Annotated in this window: 23 protein-coding genes; 7 read left to right on the top strand and 16 right to left on the bottom strand. The window is 66.0% G+C overall.

The window, feature by feature from the left end:
* The first annotated feature begins 109 nt into the window (after nucleotides 1-109).
* Complete coding sequence (locus tag QX051_RS05905; protein ID WP_315775447.1) at nucleotides 110-997, top strand: TauD/TfdA family dioxygenase; 888 nt, start codon at nucleotides 110-112, stop codon at nucleotides 995-997.
* A 203-nt stretch (nucleotides 998-1,200) separates the two neighbouring features.
* On the opposite strand, the gene QX051_RS05910 is transcribed toward QX051_RS05905, so the two are convergent.
* On the bottom strand, nucleotides 1,201-1,851 hold the full coding sequence (locus tag QX051_RS05910) for a YqgE/AlgH family protein (protein ID WP_315713870.1): 651 nt from the start codon (nucleotides 1,849-1,851) through the stop codon (nucleotides 1,201-1,203).
* A 136-nt stretch (nucleotides 1,852-1,987) separates the two neighbouring features.
* Here QX051_RS05910 and QX051_RS05915 point away from each other — a divergent pair, with 136 nt between their 5' ends.
* From QX051_RS05915 to QX051_RS05925, 3 genes are all read left to right on the top strand, one after another.
* Nucleotides 1,988-2,827 (top strand): protein-disulfide reductase DsbD domain-containing protein, encoded by an 840-nt coding sequence (locus QX051_RS05915; protein ID WP_315775448.1) that lies wholly within the window; start codon nucleotides 1,988-1,990, stop codon nucleotides 2,825-2,827.
* A gap of 112 nt (nucleotides 2,828-2,939) precedes the next feature.
* Entirely contained in the window at nucleotides 2,940-4,316 is a 1,377-nt protein-coding gene (locus QX051_RS05920; protein WP_315775449.1) for a lipopolysaccharide biosynthesis protein, read from the top strand.
* 175 nt (nucleotides 4,317-4,491) lie between these two features.
* Nucleotides 4,492-5,151, top strand: coding sequence for a L,D-transpeptidase (locus QX051_RS05925; protein ID WP_315734502.1), 660 nt, complete (start codon nucleotides 4,492-4,494; stop codon nucleotides 5,149-5,151).
* Nucleotides 5,152-5,181: 30 nt separating this feature from the next.
* On the opposite strand, the gene QX051_RS05930 is transcribed toward QX051_RS05925, so the two are convergent.
* The 14 genes from QX051_RS05930 to cysG form a co-directional block, all read right to left on the bottom strand.
* Entirely contained in the window at nucleotides 5,182-5,733 is a 552-nt protein-coding gene (locus tag QX051_RS05930) for an RNA 2'-phosphotransferase (RefSeq protein WP_315775450.1), read from the bottom strand.
* A 10-nt stretch (nucleotides 5,734-5,743) separates the two neighbouring features.
* Complete coding sequence (locus QX051_RS05935; protein ID WP_315713865.1) at nucleotides 5,744-5,995, bottom strand: SemiSWEET transporter; 252 nt, start codon at nucleotides 5,993-5,995, stop codon at nucleotides 5,744-5,746.
* Nucleotides 5,996-6,108: 113 nt separating this feature from the next.
* A complete protein-coding gene (locus QX051_RS05940; protein WP_315772584.1) occupies nucleotides 6,109-6,900 on the bottom strand; it encodes a 3-hydroxybutyrate dehydrogenase in 792 nt (263 codons plus the stop codon).
* A gap of 4 nt (nucleotides 6,901-6,904) precedes the next feature.
* Entirely contained in the window at nucleotides 6,905-8,080 is a 1,176-nt protein-coding gene (locus QX051_RS05945) for a patatin-like phospholipase family protein (protein ID WP_315775451.1), read from the bottom strand.
* Nucleotides 8,081-8,219: 139 nt separating this feature from the next.
* Complete coding sequence (locus QX051_RS05950) at nucleotides 8,220-8,735, bottom strand: CAP domain-containing protein (protein WP_315734510.1); 516 nt, start codon at nucleotides 8,733-8,735, stop codon at nucleotides 8,220-8,222.
* A 449-nt stretch (nucleotides 8,736-9,184) separates the two neighbouring features.
* Nucleotides 9,185-10,222: a sulfate ABC transporter ATP-binding protein gene (locus tag QX051_RS05955; protein WP_315734512.1), complete on the bottom strand. Its 1,038-nt coding sequence runs from the start codon at nucleotides 10,220-10,222 to the stop codon at nucleotides 9,185-9,187.
* Nucleotides 10,212-11,120, bottom strand: a complete 909-nt coding sequence (gene cysW, locus QX051_RS05960; protein WP_315772589.1) for a sulfate ABC transporter permease subunit CysW — start codon at nucleotides 11,118-11,120, stop codon at nucleotides 10,212-10,214. The genes QX051_RS05955 and cysW overlap by 11 nt, the downstream gene beginning before the upstream one ends.
* 8 nt (nucleotides 11,121-11,128) lie before the next feature.
* Nucleotides 11,129-11,965, bottom strand: coding sequence for a sulfate ABC transporter permease subunit CysT (cysT, locus tag QX051_RS05965; RefSeq protein WP_315775452.1), 837 nt, complete (start codon nucleotides 11,963-11,965; stop codon nucleotides 11,129-11,131).
* A 208-nt stretch (nucleotides 11,966-12,173) separates the two neighbouring features.
* Nucleotides 12,174-13,163, bottom strand: coding sequence for a sulfate ABC transporter substrate-binding protein (locus QX051_RS05970; RefSeq protein ID WP_315734518.1), 990 nt, complete (start codon nucleotides 13,161-13,163; stop codon nucleotides 12,174-12,176).
* A gap of 481 nt (nucleotides 13,164-13,644) precedes the next feature.
* Nucleotides 13,645-14,370, bottom strand: a complete 726-nt coding sequence (locus QX051_RS05975) for a phosphoadenylyl-sulfate reductase (protein WP_315775453.1) — start codon at nucleotides 14,368-14,370, stop codon at nucleotides 13,645-13,647.
* The gene (locus tag QX051_RS05980) at nucleotides 14,367-14,885 is read right to left on the bottom strand and encodes a DUF934 domain-containing protein (protein WP_315775454.1); all 519 of its coding nucleotides are present in this window, start codon (nucleotides 14,883-14,885) and stop codon (nucleotides 14,367-14,369) included. Before QX051_RS05980 ends, QX051_RS05975 begins: the two co-directional genes overlap by 4 nt.
* Nucleotides 14,872-16,527, bottom strand: a complete 1,656-nt coding sequence (locus QX051_RS05985) for a nitrite/sulfite reductase (RefSeq protein ID WP_315775455.1) — start codon at nucleotides 16,525-16,527, stop codon at nucleotides 14,872-14,874. The genes QX051_RS05980 and QX051_RS05985 overlap by 14 nt, the downstream gene beginning before the upstream one ends.
* Nucleotides 16,528-16,537: 10 nt before the next feature.
* The gene (locus QX051_RS05990) at nucleotides 16,538-16,852 is read right to left on the bottom strand and encodes a DUF2849 domain-containing protein (RefSeq protein ID WP_315775456.1); all 315 of its coding nucleotides are present in this window, start codon (nucleotides 16,850-16,852) and stop codon (nucleotides 16,538-16,540) included.
* Nucleotides 16,853-18,283: a siroheme synthase CysG gene (gene cysG / locus QX051_RS05995; protein WP_315775457.1), complete on the bottom strand. Its 1,431-nt coding sequence runs from the start codon at nucleotides 18,281-18,283 to the stop codon at nucleotides 16,853-16,855.
* A 234-nt stretch (nucleotides 18,284-18,517) separates the two neighbouring features.
* Between cysG and cysD the strand changes: the two genes are divergently transcribed.
* Both cysD and cysC read left to right on the top strand, forming a co-directional pair.
* A complete protein-coding gene (gene cysD / locus QX051_RS06000; protein WP_315735681.1) occupies nucleotides 18,518-19,312 on the top strand; it encodes a sulfate adenylyltransferase subunit CysD in 795 nt (264 codons plus the stop codon).
* Nucleotides 19,313-19,326: 14 nt separating this feature from the next.
* On the top strand, nucleotides 19,327-21,243 hold the full coding sequence (gene cysC, locus QX051_RS06005) for an adenylyl-sulfate kinase (protein WP_315775458.1): 1,917 nt from the start codon (nucleotides 19,327-19,329) through the stop codon (nucleotides 21,241-21,243).
* A gap of 286 nt (nucleotides 21,244-21,529) precedes the next feature.
* Here the strand turns inward: cysC and QX051_RS06010 are convergent, their stop codons facing one another.
* Nucleotides 21,530-22,534: a cytochrome c peroxidase gene (locus QX051_RS06010; protein WP_409998069.1), complete on the bottom strand. Its 1,005-nt coding sequence runs from the start codon at nucleotides 22,532-22,534 to the stop codon at nucleotides 21,530-21,532.
* A gap of 456 nt (nucleotides 22,535-22,990) precedes the next feature.
* On the opposite strand from QX051_RS06010, the gene QX051_RS06015 reads away from it, so the two are divergent.
* Entirely contained in the window at nucleotides 22,991-23,716 is a 726-nt protein-coding gene (locus tag QX051_RS06015) for an MgtC/SapB family protein (protein WP_315734536.1), read from the top strand.
* Nucleotides 23,717-23,896: the final 180 nt, after the last annotated feature.

Consider the following 23,896-nt stretch of genomic DNA (forward strand, 5'->3'; position numbering starts at 1 on the left):
GCGCGCGGCGCTCCGCGCCTTGCGTTGACTTCGCACATCGCCGGCGTAGCCTCTTGCTTCAGAAGAAGCGGACAGGAGTCCGCCGTCATGAGGACGTGAGGAGGACACCATGGCGATCGCCATCCGGCAGCTGCATCCGCATTTCGTCGGCGAAGTGTCCGGTGTCGATCTGCGCAAGAGTCTCGCTCGGGACGAGGTCGCGCAGTTGCAGGCCGCGATCGATCACTACGCCGTTCTCGTATTTCACGATCAGGACGTCACCGACGAGCAGCAGCTCGCCTTCGCGCTCAGCTTCGGCGACCGCGAGCAGGCGCGCGGCGGCACGGTCACCAAGAAGGAGGATTACCGCCTCACCACCGGCCTCAACGACGTCTCCAATCTCGGCAAGGATGGCAAGCCGCTGCCATTAGACCATCGCACGCATCTGTTCAATCTCGGCAACTGCCTGTGGCACTCCGACAGCTCGTTCCGGCCGATCCCGGCGAAGTACTCGATCCTGTCGGCGCGAATCGTGAATCCGAAGGGCGGCAACACCGAATTCGCCGACATGCGCGCCGCCTATGACGCGCTCGACCAGGACACCAAGGACGAGATCGAGGATCTCGTCTGCGAACATTCGCTGATGTATTCGCGCGGCTCGCTCGGCTTCCTCGACTACATCGATGAGGAGAAGGAGATGTTCAAGCCGGTCAGGCAGCGGCTGGTCCGCACCCATCCGGCGCATGGCCGCAAGTCGCTGTATCTGTCGTCGCATGCCGGCGCCGTGCTCGGCATGAGCATGCCGGAAGGGCGGCTGCTGTTGCGCGACCTCACCGAGCATGCCACGCAGCCCGAGTTCGTCTACGTCCACAAATGGACGCTGCACGATCTGATCATGTGGGACAACAGGCAGACCATGCACCGCGTGCGTCGCTACGATCAGTCGCAACCGCGCGACATGCGCCGCGCCACCGTGGCCGGCACCGAGCCGACGGTGGCGCAGCAGGCGGCGGAGTAGTTCTGCCTTCAGCAGAGATGCGCGGCCTCATCCCTCTCCATGTCGTCATTGCGAGCAACGAAGCGCAGAGGCAATCCAGACTGCATCCGCGGTGGACATTCTGGATTGCTACGCTGCGCTCGCAATGACGACGGAGAGGCAGAGCGCCCATTAAGCCTTCTCTGATCCCAGCGAGCGCGGGGGCTCCAACCGGACGATAAGGCCTATGCGTGCCCGGCGGCGTTGGACAGCATGCCCGGATCGATGCCGATCTTGCGCAGCGCGAGATCGTATTTGGCGTCGACATTGTCGCCGAAGATCAGCTCCGGATCGGCGTCGCAGTGCAGCCAGCCATTGTCCTGGATCTCTTCCTCCAGCTGACCCGCGCGCCAGCCGGCATAGCCGAGGGCGAGGATGGCGTGCTTCGGACCGTCGCCCTTGGCGATCGCCTTGAGAATGTCGATCGTCGTCGTCAGGCAGACGCCGTCGTTGATCTTCAAGGTCGCGTTGGCGATGAAGTAGTCGCTCGAATGCAGCACGAAGCCGCGTCCGGTATCGACCGGGCCGCCGCTCAGCACCTTCATGGTCTCGGCGCTGTCGGGCAGGCTGATCTGATCGCTCTTCTCGATGATATTCAGTTGCATCAACAGCTGAGGGAAGTCGATGCTGCCCGCCGGCCGGTTCACCATGATACCCATGGCGCCCTCAGCCGAGTGCGCGCAGAGATAGATCACCGAGCGCTCGAAACGGGAATCGCCCATCACGGGCATTGCAACCAGCAGCTGGCCGTCGAGGTAACCACCGTGAGAGGTGTGATCCCCGATCCCTGTCACTTTGCGGCGAATGTCGCCCAGCCTTTTTGCCTCAGGATTCATCCGCAAGGACTCTCATGATCATTGATATCCTGATATTGGGATGCGCATCTGTCAATCAAGGTTCAGGTCCTCGCGAGGAAATCTGCTCACAAGCATTTCAATGGTTTGCGCCCGAACCGCACTCTAAAGACGTCTCATGTCCGCCTTGGTTCCTCACCACTCTGCCACACTGCTCGTCGCGACCGTCGTATCATCCTGCCTTGCGTTCGGTGCGCAGGCGCAGGATTCCTCGCCCTGGCAGCGCGACAGCCACTCCGCGGTGCGCCTGCTCGCGGGCTCGCGCAGCGGTCCGGTCATGCTGGGCGGCATCGCCCTTGCGCTGCAGCCGGGATGGAAGACCTATTGGCGAACGCCCGGCGATTCAGGCGTGCCGCCGAGGTTCGACTTTTCCAAGTCGGAGAACGTCGAAGCGGTGACGGTTCTGTGGCCCGCGCCGACAAAGTTCGACGACGGCGCCGGCGGACACTCGCTCGGCTATCATGATCAGGTCGTGCTGCCGCTGCGCATCGTCGCCAAGAACGCCGACAAGCCGATGACCCTGCGCGCCGACATCAGCTACGCGGTCTGCGAGAAGATCTGCATTCCCGTCGAAGCGAAGGCCGAGCTCGCCTTCACCAGCGTCGCCAGCACCGAGGATACGGCGCTCTCGGCGGCCCTCGACACGGTGCCGAAGCCGGCCACCGTCGGCGATGCCAATCCCTTGACGATCCGCGACGTCAAGCGCGACGGCCAGAAGGACGTCATCGTCGACGTGGCCGTCGCCGATCCGCGCAGTGTCCAGCTCTATGTCGAGGGGCCGACGCCGGACTGGGCGCTGCCGATCCCGACCGTGCGCGACAGCGGCATACCGGGCATCAAGCGCTTCGCCTTCGAGCTCGACGGCGTTCCGCCCGGCGTGAAGCCGGACGGCGCGGCCCTGAAATTCACGCTGGTCGGCCCCGACAGGGCCTACGAGTTCAACTTCAATCTGCCCTGACGGCGGCTGCGCCGGGCGAGCGACGCGGGGCCGGTCCAACTCAATCTTAACGTTGCGTTGATAGGGAAGCAGCATCGCCGCCATCCGCGCGGCCGTGGAGCCGGACCCCGCCGTGGCCGTGATGGATGCCCGCAACGCCCCCGCATCGACCGGCCTCGCAGGCCGGCTGAAGGCGCGCTTGGCTGCGCTCGGCGGCAGCGGCGAGGCGTCGCTGACGCGCCGCCTGGCCGGCACCATCTTCCTGATCCGCGTGCTCAGCGCGGGCCTCGCCTATCTCAGCCAGATCCTGCTCGCGCGCTGGATGGGCGGCTCGGACTACGGCACCTACGTCTATGTCTGGACCTGGGTGCTGCTGCTCGGCAGCATGCTGGATGTCGGCATCGCCTCCTCGGCGCAGAAGATCATTCCGGACTACCGCACCGCGGGCCAGCAGGCGCTGCTGCGCGGCTTCCTCTCCGGCGGACGCTGGCTGACGCTGGCGACGTCCACCGCTGCGGCGCTGCTGCTCGCCGGCCTGATCGCGCTGCTGTCGCCGTGGATCGACGCCAGCGAGCGCATGCCGCTCTATCTCGGCTGCCTGACCCTGCCCGCCTTCGTCGTCGCCAACACCCAGGACGGCATCGCCCGCTCGCACGACTGGATGACGCTCGGGCTGATGCCGCAATTCATCATCCGCCAGACGCTGATCATCGGCTTCACGGCGGGCGCCTTCGTGCTCGGCCTCGATCTCGGCGCGACCGCGGCGATGGCCGCGAGCGCGGCCGCGGTGTGGCTCGCGATGCTCGGCCAGATGCTGGTGCTGAACAACAGGCTCGGCCGCCACATCGAGCCGGGCCCCAGACAATATGATCTCCGCGGCTGGCTCGCGATCTCGCTGCCGATCCTCCTGGTCGAGAGCTTCTATCTGCTGTTGTCCTACACCGACGTGCTGGTGCTGCAGCAATTCCGCTCCTCGGAGGAGGTCGGGATCTATTTCGCCGTGGTGAAGACGCTCGCGCTGGTGTCGTTCATCCACTACGCGATGTCGGCGACGACGGCGCATCGCTTCGCCGAGTACCACGCGCTCGGCGACAAAGCGCGGCTGTCGGCCTATGTCGCGCATGCGATCAAGTGGACATTCTGGCCGTCGCTCGCGGCGACCCTGGTGCTGCTCGCGCTCGGCAAGCCGCTGCTGTTTCTGTTCGGCGCGCAGTTCACCGCCGGCTACGACATCATGTTCATCGCCGCGATCGGCCTCGTCGTGCGGTCGGCGATCGGTCCGGTGGAGCGACTGTTGAACATGCTGGGCCAGCAGCGCGCCTGCGCCATGGCCTATGCGGCGGCCTTCGTCATGAACCTCGTGCTCTGCATCCTGCTGGTTCCGCAGTTCGGCGGCTACGGCGCCGCGGCCGCGACCTCGCTGTCGCTGGCCTTCGAGACCGTGCTGCTGTTCCGCATCGTCAAGCAGCGGCTCGGGCTGCACGTCCTCGCCTTCGGCAAGGCATCTTGAGGGAACCATGTTGACGCATCTGTTGCGTCATCTTGGCCTCGCCTTGTCGGAACTGCGAGCGCAATGCCGCCCCACCTCGTCCCGCGCGGCGATCACGCAAGTGTTGGGTGCAACGCCTTGATATTGGCGCGATCCTCCGGGCAGGTGACTTGATCGCGCGCTGGGGGAGAATGAGATGTCGAGACTGGGGGTCGCACTCTCGCTGGCCGGAACCCTGATGCTGGCCGGCTGCATGGAAGCGACGCTGTCGCCATCGACCGATGCGGCGTTGACGCCGCGCGACCGCCAGTTGCTTGCGCACGCCCCCTATGCCGAGGCGCAGATTCCGCAACAGTTCCAGCGCCACATCGTCGAATACACCCGGCAGGAACAGCCGGGCACGATCGTCGTCGATACCGACGCGCGGTTCCTGTACTACGTGCTGCCCGACCGCAAGGCGGTCCGCTACGGCGTCGCCGTCGGCGAGGAGGCGATGGCCTTCTCCGGCGTCGCCACGGTCGGCAAGCTCGCCGAATGGCCGGACTGGGTTCCGACCGCCGACATCCAGGCGCGCCTCGGGCCGTATCCGAAGCGCGTCGCCGGCGGCCCGGCCAATCCGCTCGGCGCCCGCGCGATCTATCTCTACGAGGGCAACAAGGACACCCTGTACCGCATCCACGGCACCAACCAGCCCGAATATATCGGCCAGGCGATCTCGTCCGGCTGCATCCGCATGACCAACACCGACGTCGCCGACCTCTACAATCACGTCCAGCTCGGATCGACCGTGGTCGTGCTGCCGCCGGGACAGAGCGTCGCGTCCACCACCGCGAGCGTGTTCGCGCGCCGCAGCTGATATCGCGACGTTCTGCGACGCGCGCGCGGGTTACGGCGCGGGGTCGACGCTCAGGTACTCCGGAGGCACGTGGTCGGTCAGCCAGACGCCGTTGTCCGCAACGAAGAACTTCAAGCGATCCCGATGCATCGCTGCGGCATCGACGCGCAGCACGATGGGCTCGCCGTGCCGGCGCCCGACATTGACGGCCGTCGCCTCATCCAAAGACAGATGCACCTGCTGGCGTGACTGCGGCCTCAAGCCTTCTGCCATGATCGCTTCGACGAAGCGCGTCGCCGTTCCGTGATACAGCACGGCGGGCGGCTCGCGCGGGGTCAAGCCAAGCTCCACCGCCACCGAATGTCCCTGCGCCGCCCGAATGCGCTGCCCGTCCTGCGAGACCGTGAAGCGCTTCTTGTCGCTGGTCACAACCACCTGCTCCAGATCGGCCCGGCTGAGGACGGTCCCCGCCGCCGCCGCGCGCGCGATCAGATCATCGATGATCGCCCAGCCCTGCGCATCCAGCACCAAGCCGATTGCATCTGGCTGGTGGCGCAGCACGAGACTGAGGAACTTGCTCAAGCGGACCGGATCGAAGGCCATCGTCTGCATCCTAGCCGTAGCGCAGCTTCAGGCCGAGGATCGCGGCCACCAAGCCCAGCGTGATCGCGTTGGCGACGACCAGCGGCAGGTCGCTGATCAGCGCGCCGTAGAGCAGCCACATCGAGTTGCCGGTGGTCTGCAGCACGAACATGCCCATCGAGATGTCATGGGTCGAGCGCGACCGCCAGGCCTTGATGACCTGGGGCAGGAACGAGCTCGTGGTGCAGATGGCGGCGCCGAGGCCAATGATCGTGGTCAGCAAGGTCAGGGGTCCGTGCGCTGGTCGTGGAAACGCACGCTTGTAGAATGGACCGCGCCGAAGCGAAACCCGCCTCGGCGCGAAACTGGTGCCTCGTTCAGCGCTCTCTGCGATCGTTACGCCGCAGTCCAACCGCCGTCGATCGAGAGGTTGGTGCCGGTGATCTGCGCCGCATCGTCGCCGCACAGGAACAGCGCCAGCGCCGCGACCTGCTCGGAGGTCACGAACTCCTTGGTCGGCTGCGCCGCCAGCAGCACATCGTTGATGACCTGCTCCTTGGTGAGGTTGCGCGCCTTCATGGTGTCCGGAATCTGCTTCTCCACCAGCGGCGTCCAGACATAGCCCGGCGAGATGCAGTTGCAGGTGATCTTGAAGGTCGCGAGCTCGAGCGCCACGGTCTTGGTGAGGCCGGCGATGCCGTGCTTGGCCGAGACATAGGCCGACTTGAACGGAGATGCGACCAGCGAGTGTGCCGAGGCGGTGTTGATGATGCGGCCCCAGCCGCGCTTCTTCATGCCGGGCACGGCGGCACGGATGCCGTAGAACGCGGACGACAGATTGATCGCGATGATCTGCTCCCACTTCTCCGGCGGAAAGTCCTCGACCGGCGAGACGAACTGGATGCCGGCATTGTTGACGAGGATGTCGACCGAGCCGAACGTGGTCTCACCGAGCGCGATCATGCCGGCGATCTCGGCCGGCTTGCTCATGTCGGCCGGCGAGTGCACGGCCTTGACCTTGTAGTCGCTCTCGATCGCCGCGCGCTCCTTCTCGATGTCGGCGGGGGCGCCGAAGCCGTTGAGGACGATGTTGGCGCCGGCGGACGCGAAGGCGCGGGCATAAGCGAGCCCGATGCCGCTGGTGGAGCCGGTCACGACCGCGGTCTTGCCCTTGAGGTTCGTCGTCATTGCTTCACTCCTTCTTGGCGGCAGCGAGACTGCCGTCCTGCGTGAGATCGTAGGTGACCATGGTCTCGCCGGACTGCGGCCGCTCCAGCCAGTCCTTATGATGCATCGACTGGTGGACGTCGCGAACGCCCGCCTCCCAATGCTCGACCATCGCAACATGGGAGAAGTCGTAGTCCTTCGACGAGCTCTCGTAGCTCTTGCTGCGGTAGATCAGGTGCACCACCGTGACGGTGTTCTCCTGTGCTGCCTTGCACAGGATCTCGAGCGACGGATCGTTGCGCAGCTCGTCCGGCAGCCTGGCATAGAGCACGCGCAGCGCTTTGCGCGTGTTGTGGATCATGCGGTTCTTGTCCGTGTTCATCCGCGTCCGGCTGGAATAGCGGATGTCCTTCTCGCGCTCGGCGGCCTCCAGCAGCGTCCTCGGCAGATCGCCACGTGCGGAGAACAGATCGACCTGGAAGATCAGGAGATCACGATCGGTCTCGGTGTCGAGCACGTAGTCCAGCGGCGTATTGGAGGCGATGCCGCCGTCCCAATAATGCTCGCCGTCGATCTCGACCGGCGGGAAGCCGGGCGGCAGCGCGCCAGACGCCATGATGTGCTCGGGTCCGATCCGCTTGCCCTGCTTCTTGAATTCGACATTGTCGAAATAGGTGAAATTGCCGGTGGTGACGCCGACGGCGCCGACGGAGAGGCGTGTCTTCAGATCGTTGATGCGGTCGAAATCGACGAGTCGCTCCAGGGTCCGCTTGAGCGGCGCGGTGTCGTAATAGCTGACCGATTGCGGCGTGCCGGACGGCCACAGCGGCGCCGGCGGAAAGCGCGGCGTGAAGAAGCCGGGCACGCCGAACGCTGCGATCAGCCCGGCGCTGACCTCATTGAAGGCCGAGCGGTGATGATCGCCATTGAGCAGCGGCTTCCACGGCACCGGCGACGACACCATCTCCCAGAATTCCTTGAGACGGCCGATGCGTTTGTCCCGGTCGTTGCCGGCGATGATCGCGGCGTTGATGGCGCCGATCGAGATACCGGCGACCCATTCCGGCTCGAAATCGAAATGACACAGCGCCTGATAGGCGCCGGCCTGATAGGAGCCGAGCGCGCCGCCGCCCTGCAGGACGAGGACACGTTGCGATTCGCTGGGGGTTGCAGGCAGCGGGGGAAATGGATGTTGCGTCATTACTGCGGTCATTAGCAAAGCAAGGCGCCAACGTGGCGTCACTTCGCGGTGACGTCAATCCACCCCAAAGGCTAGGTCGGCCCTGACTCGCGCGAGCGCCGCGCATGCGGCCTGCGCAGGGCGGCGGCAGCCCTGCCTGTCAGGAGGGCTTCTTGCCGTCCGGCGCGGCCAGGATCATGGTCCAGAACACTTTGTACTTGGTATTCGGAGCATAGCTCGCTGCGATGCCTATTTTTGTGACACCATTCTTCAGCATGTTGGCGCGATGCGGCGGCGAGTCGCGCCAGCCGGAAAACGCTTCCGCCAGCGTGTGATAGCCGGCCGAGACGTTCTCGACCGCGACGACAGCGTCATAGCCGGCACCGGTCAGGCGCTTCGCCAGCGGGGCGCGCACGTCATGATCGAGCTTGTTCTTGTCGGCCATGGCCTGCGACTGCGATTCCGCGAGCCGCATCAGCTCGGGATCGACCTCGACCATGCCGAGCCCGTTGTTCTGGCGGTATTGCGAGATCATCGTCGCGGCAGCGACAGCATCGAGCTTCGCGCCCGCGACCGCCATGTCGGCATACATGGTCGGCGCCTGCACCACCGGCGTCTCGGCCGCGCAGCCGGCGAGCAGGAATGCAACGGAGAGAGCGAGTGCCAGATGCTTCAATGAACCAGTCCCTATGCCGACGAGAGAGGCGGGTTGTTGCACATCAACCGTGGCTGAAAGGTGAATCGGAGGTAAGTTCCATCGCGACAATTGCGGCCAATCCTGCCGGCAACGGTTCGTCAACCATAACGTCCGCGCGGTCAAGCGCCGTGGCGGCGCGGACCGTCCGTGCGATCACGCCAAGGACGGCGCCACAATTTTAGTGTCGCACCGGGACCCAGACGCCGCGGCGGTCGTGGCGAGAGGCGATGCCGGTCGAGCGGGCTCAACAACGGACGTCACGGCGTATGGGTCCCGGATCGGCCCCCGCCAACGCTACGCGCTGTCGGGCTTGTCCGGGACGACACTGGTTTTTTGGTTGAGGTCTACGGCTCAGAGCTGCAAGTGCTCGGAGCTCGCGGCATACATCGCCGGATCGAGCTGGCCGCGGCCCACGCGGCCACGCGCCCTCACCCCGCAAAGATCCGATAATGCCGCGGCTTCAGTCCGACCCGCTCGCCGATCCTGAGCTCGCGGTCACGCGGGGCGTCGATCTCGATCGTCGCGACGCCCTCCGCCAGCGCGATTTCGGCGCGCTGCACCGGGCCGAAGCTGCGGACATGAGTGATGTCGCCGTCCAGCGTTCCGCTGCCGGCCGGACCGATCACCATGTCGTGGCGGCGCACGAACAAGGTGGAGGCCCCGGCCGCCGCGCCTTCGGCCGCGAGATCGAGCGGGCGTCCCTTGAGGTGCACCGCGCCGCCGGTGATCTCGACCGGCAGCATGATCGACTCGCCGATGAAGCCGTGGACGAACGCCGTCGCCGGCGCGTCGTAGACGTCGCTCGGCGAGCCGACCTGCTCGATCCGGCCCTTGTCCATCACCACCACGCGATGCGCGACCTCGAGCGCCTCCTCCTGGTCGTGGGTGACGAAGATCGAGGTGACGTTGATGGAGTGATGCAAGGTGCGCAGCCATTGCCGCAGCTCCTTGCGCACCTTGGCGTCGAGCGCGCCGAACGGCTCGTCGAGCAAGAGGATGCGCGGCTCGATGGCGAGCGCACGCGCCAGCGCGATGCGCTGGCGCTGGCCGCCGGAGAGCTGGCTCGGATAGCGATCGGCGAGCCAGTCGAGCTGGACGAGATCCAGCAGCTCCTTCACGCGCGCGCGGATCTCCGCCTCGCTCTTGCGGACGCGGCGCGGCTGCACGCGCAGGCCGAAGGCGACGTTCTCGAACACGTTCATGTGCCGGAATAGCGCGTAGTGCTGAAACACGAAGCCGACATGGCGCTCGCGCGCGCCGCGATCGAGCGCGCTCTCGCCGTCGAACAGGATCTCGCCGGCATCAGGCCAATCCAGCCCGGCGATGATCCGCAGCAAGGTCGTCTTGCCCGACCCGGACGGGCCCAGCAGCGCCAGCAATTCGCCGTCGGCGACCTTGAGATCGACGCCGTCGAGCGCCTTGAACGTGCCGAACGTCTTGACGACACCCCTGACTTCAATGGTCATGCTGACCTCCCTCATCGAGTTGCCGTTCGAGGACGGTTTTGACGACCAGCGTGATCAGCGCGAGCATCGCCAATAGCGAGGCGATCGCGAACGAGGCGACCATCTGGTATTCGTTGTAGAGGATCTCGACCAGCAGCGGCATCGTATTGGTCTCGCCGCGGATATGGCCGGACACCACCGAGACGGCGCCGAACTCGCCCATCGCGCGCGCGTTGCAGAGCAGCACGCCATACAGCACGCCCCATTTGATGTTCGGCAAGGTGACGCGGAAGAACGTCTGCAGGCCGGACGCGCCGAGCGAAATCGCCGCCTCCTCCTCCTGCGTGCCCTGCTCCTGCATCAGCGGGATCAGCGCGCGCGCGACGAACGGGAAGGTCACGAACACGGTGGCCAGCGCGATGCCGGGAAAGGCGAACAGGATCTGCAGGCCATGGCTCTGCATCCACGGACCGAAGAACCCCTGCGCGCCGAACAGCAGCACGAACACGAGGCCCGATATCACCGGGCTCACCGAGAACGGCAGATCGATCAGGGTGATCAGGAACGTCTTGCCCGGAAAGTCAAACTTGGCGATCGACCAGGCGGCGCACAGGCCGAACACGAGATTGGTGCCGACCGAGACCAGCGCCACCAGCAGCGTCAGGCGGATTGCGTCCCACGCCTCGGCGTCGGCAAGCGCGATAAAATAGGCAGCGATGCCCTTGCCGAACGCTTCCACGAACACGACGATCAGCGGCAGCACCACGAACACCGACAGGAACGCCAATGCCAGCGTCGTGATGACGATGCGGACCAGGCGCGGCTCGGTGCGCGGATCGGGGCGGCCGGCCTGCGCCAGGCGCGGGCTGGTCGCGGACGATGCCACGGACGGCGCCTGCAGGGTCATCTCCACGCTCATGTCGGGTCCTAGTTCAAGGGCGCCCGGCTCTGCGCCCAGCGCTGCAACCGGTTCACGGCAAAGATGATCAGGAACGCCACGACGAGCATGACCACCGCGATCGCGGTGGCATCGGCGTAGCGGAATTCGGACAGCCGGATCACGATCAGCAGCGGCGCGATCTCGGAGACGTTCGGCAGATTGCCGGCAATGAAGATCACCGATCCGTACTCGCCGACCGCGCGCGCAAAGGCGAGTGCGAAGCCTGTGAGCAGCGCCGGCGTCAGGCTCGGCAGGATCACGCGGGTCACGATCTGCCAGCGCCCGGCGCCGAGGCTCGCCGCCGCCTCCTCGATCTCCGGATCGAGATCGATCAGCACCGGCTGCACCGTGCGGACGACGAAGGGGATGCCGATGAAGATCATCGCGACGAAGATGCCGAGCGGCGTGAACGCCACCTTGATCCCCATCGCGGCGAGCGGCGCGCCGAGCCAGCCCTTCTGGGTGAACAGCGCAGTCAGTGCCACGCCGGCCACTGCCGTCGGCAGCGCGAACGGAACGTCGACGATCGCGTCGAACAGTCGGCGCCCCGGAAAGCGGTAGCGCACCAGCGCCCACACGACGATGGTGCCCATCACGAGATTCACGCAGGCTGCGGCGAAGGCGAGGCCGAATGAGATCTTGAGTGCGCTCAACGTGCGCCGGCTGGTGACGATGTCCCAGAACTGGTCGAGGCTGAGATCGGTCGAGCGGACGAACAGCCCCGCAAGCGGAATCAGGACGATCAGAGACAGCCAGGTCAGCGTCAGTCCCATGGTGAGACCAAAGCCCGGCAAGGTGCTGCGACGTGGTGCAAGTACGCTCAAAAAAAGGCCTGGTCCGTTGATGATCGGTGTCGATGGGCTTGAATCGATTGTGGTGTCCGCCCGCCGCCCCCAGCCTCGTCTCGGCAAATCGAGACCGGGGACAGCGTCTCATGCGCAATGTCGCAGATCGCCGCAACGCCAGCTTGTTGCCTTACTGTCTCGAAGCCGTATCAGACCGGCTGCCACCAACTCGTTCCTTCCGATTCGATCAATTCTTGTAGATTTGATCGAAGATACCGCCTTCCGCAAAATGCTCCTTCTGGGCCTTGGTCCAGCCGCCGAACACCTCGTCGATGGTGAACAGCTCGACCTTGGCGAAGGCCGCCTCGTACTTCTTGGCGACCTCGGGATCCCGCGGACGGTAGGAGTTGCGTGCGGCAATTTCCTGACCTTCCTTTGTATACCAGTATTTCAGGTAGGATTCAGCCACACTCCGCGTGCCCTTCCTATCGGCCACCGAATCGACCACCGCAACTGGTGGTTCGGCCAGGATCGACAGCTGCGGGGCGACGATCTCGAACTTGTCCTTGCCAAACTCGCGCAGCGCCAGATAGGCCTCGTTCTCCCAGGCGAGCAGGACGTCGCCGACACCGCGCTCCACGAAGGTCACGGTGGCGCCGCGGGCGCCGGTGTCGAGCACAGGGACGTGCTGGTAGAGGTCGCCGACGAACTGCTTGGCCTTGTCGACCGAGCCGAACTTCTTCAGCGCATAGCCCCAGGCGGCGAGATAGTTCCAGCGCGCGCCGCCGGACGTCTTCGGATTGGGCGTGATCACCTCGACGCCCTTCTTGAGCAGATCGTCCCAATCCTTGATGCCCTTGGGATTGCCCTTCCGGACCAGGAAGACAATGGTCGACGTATAGGGCGAGGCATTCTGCGGCAGCCGCTTCTGCCACTCCTTGTCGAGCAGACCCTTGCCCGCGATCGCGTCGATGTCATAGGCGAGCGCCAGCGTCACGACATCGGCCTGCAGGCCGTCGATCACGCTGCGGGCCTGCGCACCGGAGCCGCCATGGGACTGCTTGACCTCGACGCTCTTGCCGGTCTCCTTCTGGTAGGCGGCTGAAAACGCCTTGTTGAACTCGACATAGAGTTCGCGGGTCGGGTCGTAGGACACGTTGAGCAGGTTTACGTCGGCAGCAACGGCCGACCCCGCCCATGCCAGGCCCGCGACAACAGCCAGAACACGCCGCATCATCCAAGCTCTCCATTCCCTTGACCAAAGCCCGCAATGCTGCAGGCGCGCACTGCAGATCGCCGGATGTACGGCGCAGAGTCAACGAAACCGGATTCTTTTGTTTCCGGCGGGACATCGGCATTTTGCTACGGAGCGAGGCGCTACGGGATAGCTGTTCTTCTCCGCGACGCATTGTCGTCGTGAGGGCGCGAAGCACAGCGAATGGGCCTGATCCAACTCGCATGACACCCGATCGCGCTTGACTTTGTTCATCGCTTGTTCTCGCCACGGAATGCACACCCTGAGTGGGAGCGTGTGGCGATGTTGAAGACGCGCGGCTGGAGTGCCGTCGGCAGAGGTGGTCCGGGCCTCATCCTTCGAGACACCCGCCTCGGGGCGGGCTCCTCAGGATGAGGGGTGAAGCAGTCCGCGAGGCCAAGGACGTCGTTCGATATCCGCGCTGTCCTTCTCCACGAGCACGATGTTCATGGCCGCATGCAGCCTACACCGACGACGTCGCCACCGTGTGGATGCCGCACTCCGTCTTGCCGCGGCCGCGCCATCGCCCGGCACGGTCGTCCTCGCCGGAGTCCGAACGGCTGGTGCAGGGCATGCAGCCGATCGAGCGGAAGCCGGAGGCGACCAGCGGATGCTGCGGCAGGTTGGCCGAGCGGTAGATTTCGGCGATGTCCTCTCGCGTCACGTTCGCAAACGGATTGAACTTCACGCGCGCGCCGTCCTGCTCGACGACCGGGATGGCCGCACGTAGTCCGCCCTGGAAACGCTTGCGGCCATTGATCCAGGCCGCGAACGGCGCCAGCGCGCGTGCCAGCGGCTCGACTTTGCGGATGCGGCAGCAGGCGTCGGGATCAGAGAACCACAACTCGTTGTCGGCATCCTCGCGCGCCAGCGCCGCGGCGTCGGGCTTGATCGAGCGTACGTCCCGCAGGCCGAGAATCTCGATGAGCTGGTCGCGATAGGCCAGCGTCTCCGCGAACATGTGCCCGGTGTCGAGGAAGATCACCGGGATCGCCGGATCAACGTCGGCCGTCACCTTCAGCAGCGCCGCCGACTCCGTTCCGAACGACGACACCACCGCCAGCCGCTCGCGACCGATCGCCTCGAGAGCAGCGGCAATGACCTCGCGCGGCGCGGCCGTGCGCAGCGCGGCGTCGAGCGCCGCGACCGGGATCTCCGCAACCGAAGGCGATGCAGCCAGCGTGCTCACAGCCCGGCACTCTCCGAATGGCGCAGTTGCAGGCGCTGATGCAGCGCCGAGATACGGCCGTCGCCGGTCGGCTGGTAGAACACCGAATAGCGTTTCACGGTCTCGGTGAAGGCCTCGGCATCCGCCTGCTTCTTGACCTCGAAGGCATCGAAGCCGGCGCGCAGCATGAACACGAACTGGTCGCGCAGCACCTGCCCCGTCGCGCGCAACTCGCCGCGATAGCCGTAGCGCTCACGCAAGAGACGCGCCTGGGTGTAGGCGCGGCCGTCGCGGAAGCTCGGAAACACCAGCGCGATCAGCGCGAGCCGGTCGAGATAGGGCACGAGATCGTCGACGTCGCGATTGTTCGGCCAGATCACGCCGAGCTTGCCACCGGTCCGGCTGACCAGCGCGTCAGGGCCGGCGAGGAAGCGCGTCTCCGAGACGAGGATCGCGCCCTGCGCCGGCAGCTCGGCATCGTCGGTGAGGCGGACGAACGCGTCCGCGATGATGTGTCCGCCCTTAACGAGTGGCATAAACCCGCTCCCTGAATGGTTCGACCCCGAGCCGCTTCACCGTATCGACGAACAGCTCCTCAGGGCTCGCGCGCAGCGCAAGATAGGCCTCGACGATGTCCTCGACGACGTCGGCGACCTCGGCATAGGGCACCGCGGGTCCGATCAGGGTGCCGAGCGCGGCGCCCTCATCGGCGCGGCCGCCGATCGTGATCTGATAGAATTCCTCGTTGTTCTTCTCGACGCCGAGGATGCCGATGTGGCCGACATGGTGGTGGCCGCAGGCATTGATGCAGCCGGAGATGTTGATGTGCAGCCGGCCGATCAGGTTGGCCGTGTCGTGATTGGCGAAGCGGCGCGTGATCTCCTGCGCGATCGGGATCGAGCGCGCGTTCGCCAGCGAGCAGTAGTCGAGCCCCGGGCAGGCGATGATGTCGGAAACGAGATTGACGTTGGGGATGGCGAGGCCGATCGCCTCGAGCGCCTTCCACACCGCCGGCAGATCACGCTTGCGCACATGCGGCAACGCAAGGTTCTGCTCATGACCGACGCGGATCTCGCTGGACGAATATTTGTCGGCGATCTCGGCAAGCGCATCCATCTGGTCGGCGGTCGCATCGCCCGGCGGCTTGCCGACCGGCTTCAGCGACACGACCACGATCGCATAGCCCTGCGCCTTGTGCGGGAAGACCGCGTTCTTGCGCCAGGCCTCGAACTTCTGATCGTGCGCGGCCTGCTTCAGCTCCTCCGGCATGTGCGGCAGCGCCTCGTAGGCCGGATAGAAGAAGCGCGAGCGGATATCCTCGATGATCCCCTGATCGAGCTTGAGCACGCCGTCGCGGATCTGCTGCCACTCCTCCTCGACCTCGGACGCGAACTTCTCGATGCCGAGCTCGTGCACCAGGATCTTGATGCGCGCCTTGTAGATGTTGTCGCGGCGGCCGTACTGGTTGTAGACGCGCAGGATGGCCTCGACATAGCTGAGGATGTCGTGGCCGTGGACGAACGGCTTGATGGTCTTGGCGATGAAGGGCGAGCGGCCGAGACCGCCGCCGACCAGCACCTCGAAGCCGGTCTCGCCCTGCGCGTTCTTGAGCAGACGCAGGCCGATGTCGTGGATCTTGATCGCAGCGCGGTCATGCTCGGACGCCGTGATCGCGATCTTGAACTTGCGCGGCAGGAACGAGAATTCCGGATGCAGGGTCGTGAACTGGCGCAAGAGCTCGGCCCAGATGCGCGGATCCTCGATCTCGCCCGGCGCCACGCCGGCCCACTGGTCGGAGGTGACGTTGCGCATGTTGTTGCCGGAGGTCTGCATCGACTGGATGCCCACTTCCGCAAGGTCGGCCATCGCATCGGGCAGCTCGGCGAGCTTGATCCAGTTGAACTGGATGTTCTGCCGGGTCGTGAAGTGGCCGTAGCCGCGGTCGTAGCGGCGCGCGACATGGGCCAGCCGGCGCAACTGGTTCGACGACAGCGTGCCGTAGGGAATGGCGATGCGGTACATGTAGGCGTGGAGCTGCAGATAGACGCCGTTCTGCAGCCGCAGCATCTTGAACTCGTCTTCGGAGAGCTCGCCCGACAGGCGCCGCTTCACCTGGTCGCGGAATTCGGCGACGCGCTCGTTGACCAGGGTCCGATCGATTTCGTCATAAGCGTACATGAGAGAGCCTTCAGGCTTGAGCCGGGAGCGCGATGGTGGCGCCCGTCAGCCGGATGTGTTCGCGCATATTGCCGGGCTTGACCGCACCGTCGGCAGCGACCTCGACCGGCGCGATATAGGGACCGATCGCGCCGAGATCGTCGGCCACCGCCTCCGACAACAGCGTACGTGCCTCGTCGGCGGTGCGCACGATCGCAGCATCGCTCAGCTCATCCGACCAGCTCTTGGTGCCGGTGCGGTAGATCACCGCGCCGTCCCAGGTCCGGTTCGCGGTGATGATCGAGGGACCGGTGATCTTGATCTTCTGTTGCAGCGGAGAGGTCATTCAGACGGGTTCCAGGAGTTTTGCGATCACGCCACTGAGGTTCTGCTGACGCCACGGCGCCGAATGCGCCACGACATCACCGATGATGAGAATGGCCGGACCGCCATCGATCTTGGCCACGAGGTCAGGCAGTTGATCCAAGGTGCCGACCACGGCCTGCGCGTCGGGGCGCGTGACCTTGGCGAACACACCGACCGGCGTCTGCGGCGAGCGGCCGGCGGCGAGGAGCCCGGTGCGCACGGCAGGCGCGGCCGTCATGCCCATGTAGACCACGACCGTCATCTTGGTGTCCGTCAGCGCCGACCAGTCCACCGCCTCGGCATCGCGCTCCTTGTGCGCGGTGAGGAAGGTGATGCGCAGCGCCTTGCTGCGGAAGGTCAGCGGCACCTCGAACTGCGCGGCGGCACCGAGGCCGGCGGTGATGCCGGGCACGATCGTGTAGGACACGCCGGCGTTGCGCAGCGAGTCGACCTCCTCGCCGCCGCGGCCGAACACGTAGGCATCGCCACCCTTGAGACGCACCGCGCGCTTGCCGTCGCGCGCCGCCTCGATCAGCAGCCTGTTGACGGCATCCTGGCCGATGCCGGGCTTGCCGACGCGGCGGCCGACCGGCACGCGCGAAGCGTCGCGGCGAATGCGGTCGAGAATCTCGGGCGTGACCAGCTCGTCATAGAACACGACGTCGGCATCCTGCAGCGCGCGCAGCGCCTTGATCGTCAGCAGGTCCGGATCACCGGGGCCCGCACCGACCAGGGTCACATGGCCTTCGCTGCGGCCCGCATGATCCGCGCCCGCGAACGCGGTCGGATCGGCGATGCCATGCAGCGCCGCCGCGGCCTCGTGCTTGCGCCCCGCCAGTACCAGCGCGCCGATCGGGCCGTCGACGATGCGCTCCCAGAAGCGGCGGCGCAGCGGCATCTCGGTGATCAGCGGATTGATGGTCCTGCGGAAGTCGCCGATGAAGCTCGCGAGCTCGCCGATCCGCGCCGGCAGCAGCGCCTCGATGCGCTCGCGCACGCGGCGTGCCACCACGGGCGAGGAGCCGCCGGTGCCGATCGCCACCACGACGTCGCCGCGATCGACGATCGCCGGAAAGATGAAGCTGGAATGCGCGAGGTCGTCCATCACGTTGACGGGCAGACCAACGCTGCGTGCCCGCGCCGACATCGCAACGCCGATGTCGCCGGCGCCCGCGCACAGCACGGCGATGACGCCAGTGAGATCGGCGCTCAGCGGGTCGCCTTCGGCGCGCTCGATCTGGCCGTGCTCATCGCGCAGACCCGCGAGATCGAAGTCGCCGTCGGTGGCGAACCAGCGGATGCGCGCGCCCGCGGACAGCAACACGCGCAGCTTGGCGCGCACGAGCTCGCCCGCGCCAATCAGCAGCACGGGGCCGGTCTTCAGATCGAGAAACACCGGCAGATATTGCATCGCGCTCTTCGGTTTCGACTCTTCGGGGTTGACTGGAATTATTTTCTATATAAGTGTCACGCCGCACACGTAAAGAGAAAATTATTCCTTGGCTTCGCCATAGAATTTTCTCCCAAGCAGGCGATGGCTGATAGCATGCACATTCTCACCAACGACGTTTCCAGAGATCGGTTGCCCTCTTCCGAGATCGAGCAAGCATCTTCCATGCCGCGCGTCCTCAGCGCCGCACCGACCATGGATCATCTCGATCAGCTCGAGGCGCAGAGCATTTACATTCTCCGCGAGGCCTTTGCACGGCTGAAGAAGCTCGCGCTGCTCTGGTCGCTCGGAAAAGATTCCAACGTCATGATCTGGCTGGCGCGCAAGGCGTTCTTCGGCCGCGTGCCGTTTCCGGCCATGCATGTCGACACGGCCAAGAAGTTTCCGGAGATGTACGCCTTCCGCGACACCTACGCGAAGGAATGGGGCCTCGATCTCAAGGTCGAGCCGTGCCCGCCGATCGACGCGGTGGATCCGACCCTGCCCCCCGCGGCGCGCTCGGCTGCGCGGAAAACCGAAGGCCTGAAGATGGCGCTCGCCAAGCACGGCTTCGACGGCCTGATCGCCGGCATCCGCCGCGACGAGGAAGCGACGCGCGCCAAGGAGCGCGTGTTCTCGCCGCGCGGCGCCGAAGGCCATTGGGACGTGCGCGATCAGCCACCTGAGTTCTGGGATCACTTCAACGCCTCGCCGCCGCAGGGCGCTCACTTGCGCATCCATCCGATCCTGCATTGGACCGAGGCCGACATCTGGGCCTACACGGCGCGGGAGAACATCCCGATCATTCCGCTGTATCTGTCCAGGAACGGCAAGCGCTATCGCTCGCTCGGCGATCAGGACATCACGTTCCCCGTGGCATCCAACGCCTCCAACATCCCCGAGATTCTCGCCGAGCTCGAAAGCACCAAGGTGCCGGAGCGCGCCGGCCGCGCGCTCGACCACGAGACCGAGGACGCCTTCGAGCGCCTGCGCGTCGCCGGCTATCTGTGAGCGGGGACGAGGCCATGAACATGCGAGTCCCGTCAGCCGCCCCCGCCACGCCGAACGGCACCACCCGTCCGCAGGTCCGCATCGTGATCGTGGGCCACGTCGATCACGGCAAGTCGACGCTGGTCGGCCGCCTGCTGCATGAGACCGGCAGCCTGCCCGAGGGCAAGCTCGAAATGCTGCAGGCGGTCTCCGCCCGCCGCGGCATGCCGTTCGAATGGTCGTTCCTGCTCGATGCGCTGCAGACCGAGCGCGACCAGGGCATCACCATCGACACCACGCAGATCCGCTTCCGCACCAATGCGCGCGAGGTCGTGCTGATCGACGCGCCCGGCCATGCCGAATTCCTGCGCAACATGATCACCGGCGCCTCGCAGGCCGACGGCGCAGTGCTGATCATCGACGCGCTCGAAGGCGTGCGCGACCAGACCCGGCGCCACGGCTATCTGCTGCATCTGCTCGGCGTGAAGCAGGTGGCGGTCGTCGTCAACAAGATGGACCGCGTCGATTTCAGCGAGGAGCGCTTCGACACGATCAAGGCCGAGATCTCCGCGCATCTCGAGGGCCTCGGCGTCGAGCCGGTCGCGATCATTCCGATCTCGGCGCGCGACGGCGACGGCGTCGCCCAGCTGACCTCGCGGATCGGCTGGTATGGCGGCCCGACCGTGGTCGAGGCGCTCGATGGCCTGGAGCCGGCAAAGCCGCTGTCGAGCCTGCCGCTGCGCCTGCCGGTGCAGGCGATCTACAAGTTCGACGACCGTCGCATCGTCGCCGGCCGCGTCGAGGCTGGCGAGCTCAAGACCGGCGACGAGATCGTGATCATGCCGGCCGGCAAGATCGCCAAGATCAAGACCGTCGAGGGCTGGCCGCAGACGCCGGTGACGGCGCCGCAGGGCGCCGGCCGCTCGGTCGGCATCACGCTCGACCGCGAGCTGTTCATCGAGCGCGGCGACGTCATCGCCCATGTCGGCCGCGAGCCGCAGGCGGCTCGACGCCTGCACGCGCGCATCTTCTGGCTGCACGACCAGCCGCTCGCCAAGGGGGACAGCATCCTGGTGCGGCTCGGCACCCGCGAGGCGCGCGGCAGCGTGGTCGCGATCGAGAAGGCGGTCGATCCAGGCTCGCTGTCCAACGAGCAGAATGCCGCGATCGCGCGCAACCATGTCGGCGAGATCGAGATCGCACTGACACAACCGGTCGCCATCGATCCCTACGCCGAGAACGCCCGCACCGGCCGCCTCGTCATCGAGGTCCAGGGCCGCATCGCCGGCGGCGGTCTGGTGCTCACGGTCGACGCCGGCAAGCGCGCCGCGCCGGTCGACATCATGCCGGTGGAATCGGCGCTGCAGCCGCAGGAGCGCGCCGACCGCTACCGCCACAAGGGCGCGGTGGTGTGGATGACCGGCCTGCCCGGCGCCGGCAAGTCGACGCTGGCGCGTGCGCTGGAGCGGCGGCTGTTCGGCCGCGGCGGCGCGCCCGTGCTGCTCGACGGCGACACCGTCCGCGCCGGCCTCAACAAGGATCTCGGCTTCACGCCGGAGGACCGCGCCGAGAACATCCGTCGCCTCGCCGAGGTCGCGACCCATCTCGCTCGCAACGGCCACATCGCGATCGTGGCCGCCGTGTCGCCCGCGCGCGAGGACCGCGCGGCCGCCCGTCGCGTCGCCGGCGACCTGTTCCGTGAGGTCTATGTCGCGACGGCCGCCGAGATCTGCGAGAGCCGCGACCCCAAGGGCCACTACGCCAAGGCCCGCGCCGGCAATCTGCAGAACTTCACCGGCATCGGCACCGACTACGAGCCGCCGCTCGATGCGGAGCTGGTGATCGACACCGCGACGCGCGGGATTGCGGACGCCACCGACGAGCTCGAGGCGCTGCTGTCGCGGACATCAGTGCTGTTCGACGACATCGCCGATCTCGGTGCCAACATCTGATTGCGTCGTCACTGCATGATCATGGACCGCGCACACACGGTCCATGACAGGGTTGGCAGATAATCAAGCCTCTCACGTTTGCCTGTCAGGCTCGTGATACGCACTGTCATTCCGGGGCAAGGCCGCAGGCCTTGAACCCGGAATCTCGACATTGTCTTGCGTCCATTCTTAACAAGCTCGAGATTCCGGGTTCGATCGTCAATGCGAAGCCGCTTCGCGCCTTCGCATTGCCAATCGCCCGGAATGACTGTGAAGACGCGACCGCCAGCTTCTTGTCAGTGCCACGCTACAGCGCGCCGACATAGGCGGTGAGATCGTCGAGCTCGGCGTCGGTCGGCAGCCGCGAATCCATCTTCTTGGCATAGACCTCCCACATCAGCTTGACCGCGTCGCGCAGCGAGGCGGTGCGGCCGTCGTGGAAATACGGCGCCGTCGACGCCACCGCGTGCAGGGTCGGCACCTTGAACTTGCCGCCGGTGCCGATGTCGTCGCGGCTCCTCTTGTCGAAGCTCGGCAGCACGTGGCAGGTGCCGCAGCCGCCATCGCCGACATAGAGCTCATAGCCGCGCTTCACGGCCGCGCTGGCATCGTCCCTCGGCGTGCCGTCGTCCTTGACCTGCCAGTTCGCCGGATAGTTCAGCGTCCGCACATAGGCGACCAGCGCCGCCAGCTTCTCCTTCGACGGCTCCGGCCCCTTCATGCGGTTGACGATGATGCCGCGAATGCTGTCCTCCAGCGTCGCCGCCTGCCCGGCCCAGCCGAACACCGAGCGCTCGCCGACGCCCCACAGGGTCGGCGTATTCCGGCCATTGGGATCGCCGTCGGCGACCACATCGAGGCCGACATAGGTCTTGTTGTTGGTATGCCCGGTCGAGAAGTGGCAGGTGGCGCAGGACGCCTTGCCACCGTCCGACAGGCTCACGTCGTTGAACAGCGCCAGCCCCTTCGCGGCGGGGTCCGCCTCGGAGAGGGGTGCAGGTGGAGTCGCGGCGGCGCCGACCGTGGTGGGCGGCGCCACGGGCGGCTCGGTCGCTACGGCGGCGGGCGGGGCCTTCGGCTTCCTTGCTGCCGTCGCAACGTGCCTGACCCTGGGCCTGTGCGCGGGCTCGGCCGCGTGGACGGATTTCGGCTTCAACGCAGCTACGAGCATCTGAAGCAAGGTCGGCTTTCTCTCAACCGCGCGTCCCTCAGTCGCGTGCAGGTACGGTGCCGTTGGCTTGTCGGCTGCGAGTGCGGGCAGAGCGAACAGACCGAGACACAGGACGACCGACCGCAGCCCAGTGAACGACATGATGCGCCTCCCCACCCCCGCTAGATGCAAGTAGTTATCGATAGCTTTTACGTCCGAAGTGGGACTGTGCGGGGGCAATGAATCGGCGCGGGCGGGATTGAGCGACAGCATCGTGCCGGCCTGACCACGTCTCATGGTGAGCAGGTCGCGCTATCTTGCGCGAGAGGGACATCGACCCCGGCTTGATCGACATCGTCGACCGCACACACCTCACCCGAGGTGCCGCCCGCAGCCTGGCTCAAATTCGGCCTCGTGACGTCACCCGCGACATCGGCGAGCAGAGCGACAGCCGCAGCCAAGCGTGGTCACCTTCTCCCCGAAGAACTACGGAGGAGTGCGCCGGTTCGCTCTTGGACCCTAAGCCTGCCCATGGGGCCGCCGTACGATCTGCAAGCAGAAATTAGCACTTGATCCGCACAGTTCACGGCACGCGCAGCAACGCTGTCGAGGCGCAGGATGGAGCATCTGGCGGCCTATTGGTCGAGGGCAGAACTGGAGACGAACGGGATTCTGCTGCTGCACCTGATGGGTGCAGCAGCCGTCGGCCTGCTGCTGGGCTACGAGCGCACCTATCACGGACGCGCGGCCGGCATGCGGACCTACGCGCTGGTTTGCGTCGCATCGACCTTGCTGACGGCGATCAACGGCTTTCCCGGCAGCTGGTATGGCGGCATGGCGGTGTCGCCGACCGTCTCCGATCCGACGCGCGTGATCCAGGGCCTGATGACCGGCATCGGCTTCCTCGGCGCCGGCGTCATCATCAAGGACGGCTTCACCATCCGCGGCGTGTCGACGGCCGCCTCGATCTGGATGACGTCGGCGATCGGCATCATCATCGGCATCGGCTTCTACGGCACCGCGCTTTGCGCCACGGCATTGTCCCTCGCCGCGATGACCCTGCTCGGCAAGGTCGAACAATGGCTGCCGCATCAGACCACGCTGTCGCTGTCGGTCGTCTACCGCCATGGTCTGCAGCCGAGCGAGGCCGAATTGCGCGAATGCATGCGGGCCTATGGCTTCGACGTGCTGGACTGGTGCTACGAATACAGCGAGGCGAAGCGGCAATTCCATTTCGAGCTCGTGCTGCAGGCCGCCGGCCGGTTCGAGACCGCCCAGATGGCGCGCGACCTGTCCACGGCCGAGGACGTGGTCGAATTCCGCCTGGCGCCGTCAAGGGCATGAGGGGAGCAGGACGGAAGCATATGGCCGTCGATCGCAACTGGGCCGATCGGACAAGCCAGCGATGTGCCGCCCTCGGATTGGTTGAAGCTCCGGCTCGTCACCTTCGGCGCGTTGTAGCCACAGCAACGGCGATTCACACCGCCCGCCGGTTGGACATGCGACATCCCGGAGAGATCCGCG

The organism is Bradyrhizobium sp. SZCCHNR1053 (genome assembly GCF_032381235.1).
Taxonomy (GTDB): Bacteria; Pseudomonadota; Alphaproteobacteria; order Rhizobiales; family Xanthobacteraceae; genus Bradyrhizobium.

What these genes read in the sequence shown, in the direction of transcription:
- QX051_RS05980 (WP_315775454.1), bottom strand. Translation starts at nt 14,885, where the DNA reads ATGCCACTCGTTAAGGGCGGACACATCATCGCGGACGCGTTCGTCCGC.
- QX051_RS05985 (WP_315775455.1), bottom strand. Translation starts at nt 16,527, where the DNA reads ATGTACGCTTATGACGAAATCGATCGGACCCTGGTCAACGAGCGCGTC.
- QX051_RS05910 (WP_315713870.1), bottom strand. Translation starts at nt 1,851, where the DNA reads ATGAATCCTGAGGCAAAAAGGCTGGGCGACATTCGCCGCAAAGTGACA.
- QX051_RS05970 (WP_315734518.1), bottom strand. Translation starts at nt 13,163, where the DNA reads ATGATGCGGCGTGTTCTGGCTGTTGTCGCGGGCCTGGCATGGGCGGGG.
- QX051_RS05905 (WP_315775447.1), top strand. Translation starts at nt 110, where the DNA reads ATGGCGATCGCCATCCGGCAGCTGCATCCGCATTTCGTCGGCGAAGTG.
- QX051_RS05955 (WP_315734512.1), bottom strand. Translation starts at nt 10,222, where the DNA reads ATGACCATTGAAGTCAGGGGTGTCGTCAAGACGTTCGGCACGTTCAAG.
- cysW (WP_315772589.1), bottom strand. Translation starts at nt 11,120, where the DNA reads ATGAGCGTGGAGATGACCCTGCAGGCGCCGTCCGTGGCATCGTCCGCG.
- QX051_RS05925 (WP_315734502.1), top strand. Translation starts at nt 4,492, where the DNA reads ATGTCGAGACTGGGGGTCGCACTCTCGCTGGCCGGAACCCTGATGCTG.
- cysD (WP_315735681.1), top strand. Translation starts at nt 18,518, where the DNA reads ATGGATCATCTCGATCAGCTCGAGGCGCAGAGCATTTACATTCTCCGC.
- QX051_RS06010 (WP_409998069.1), bottom strand. Translation starts at nt 22,534, where the DNA reads ATGTCGTTCACTGGGCTGCGGTCGGTCGTCCTGTGTCTCGGTCTGTTC.
- cysC (WP_315775458.1), top strand. Translation starts at nt 19,327, where the DNA reads ATGAACATGCGAGTCCCGTCAGCCGCCCCCGCCACGCCGAACGGCACC.
- cysG (WP_315775457.1), bottom strand. Translation starts at nt 18,283, where the DNA reads ATGCAATATCTGCCGGTGTTTCTCGATCTGAAGACCGGCCCCGTGCTG.
- QX051_RS05930 (WP_315775450.1), bottom strand. Translation starts at nt 5,733, where the DNA reads ATGGCCTTCGATCCGGTCCGCTTGAGCAAGTTCCTCAGTCTCGTGCTG.
- QX051_RS05990 (WP_315775456.1), bottom strand. Translation starts at nt 16,852, where the DNA reads ATGACCTCTCCGCTGCAACAGAAGATCAAGATCACCGGTCCCTCGATC.
- QX051_RS06015 (WP_315734536.1), top strand. Translation starts at nt 22,991, where the DNA reads ATGGAGCATCTGGCGGCCTATTGGTCGAGGGCAGAACTGGAGACGAAC.
- QX051_RS05945 (WP_315775451.1), bottom strand. Translation starts at nt 8,080, where the DNA reads ATGACGCAACATCCATTTCCCCCGCTGCCTGCAACCCCCAGCGAATCG.
- QX051_RS05940 (WP_315772584.1), bottom strand. Translation starts at nt 6,900, where the DNA reads ATGACGACGAACCTCAAGGGCAAGACCGCGGTCGTGACCGGCTCCACC.
- QX051_RS05915 (WP_315775448.1), top strand. Translation starts at nt 1,988, where the DNA reads ATGTCCGCCTTGGTTCCTCACCACTCTGCCACACTGCTCGTCGCGACC.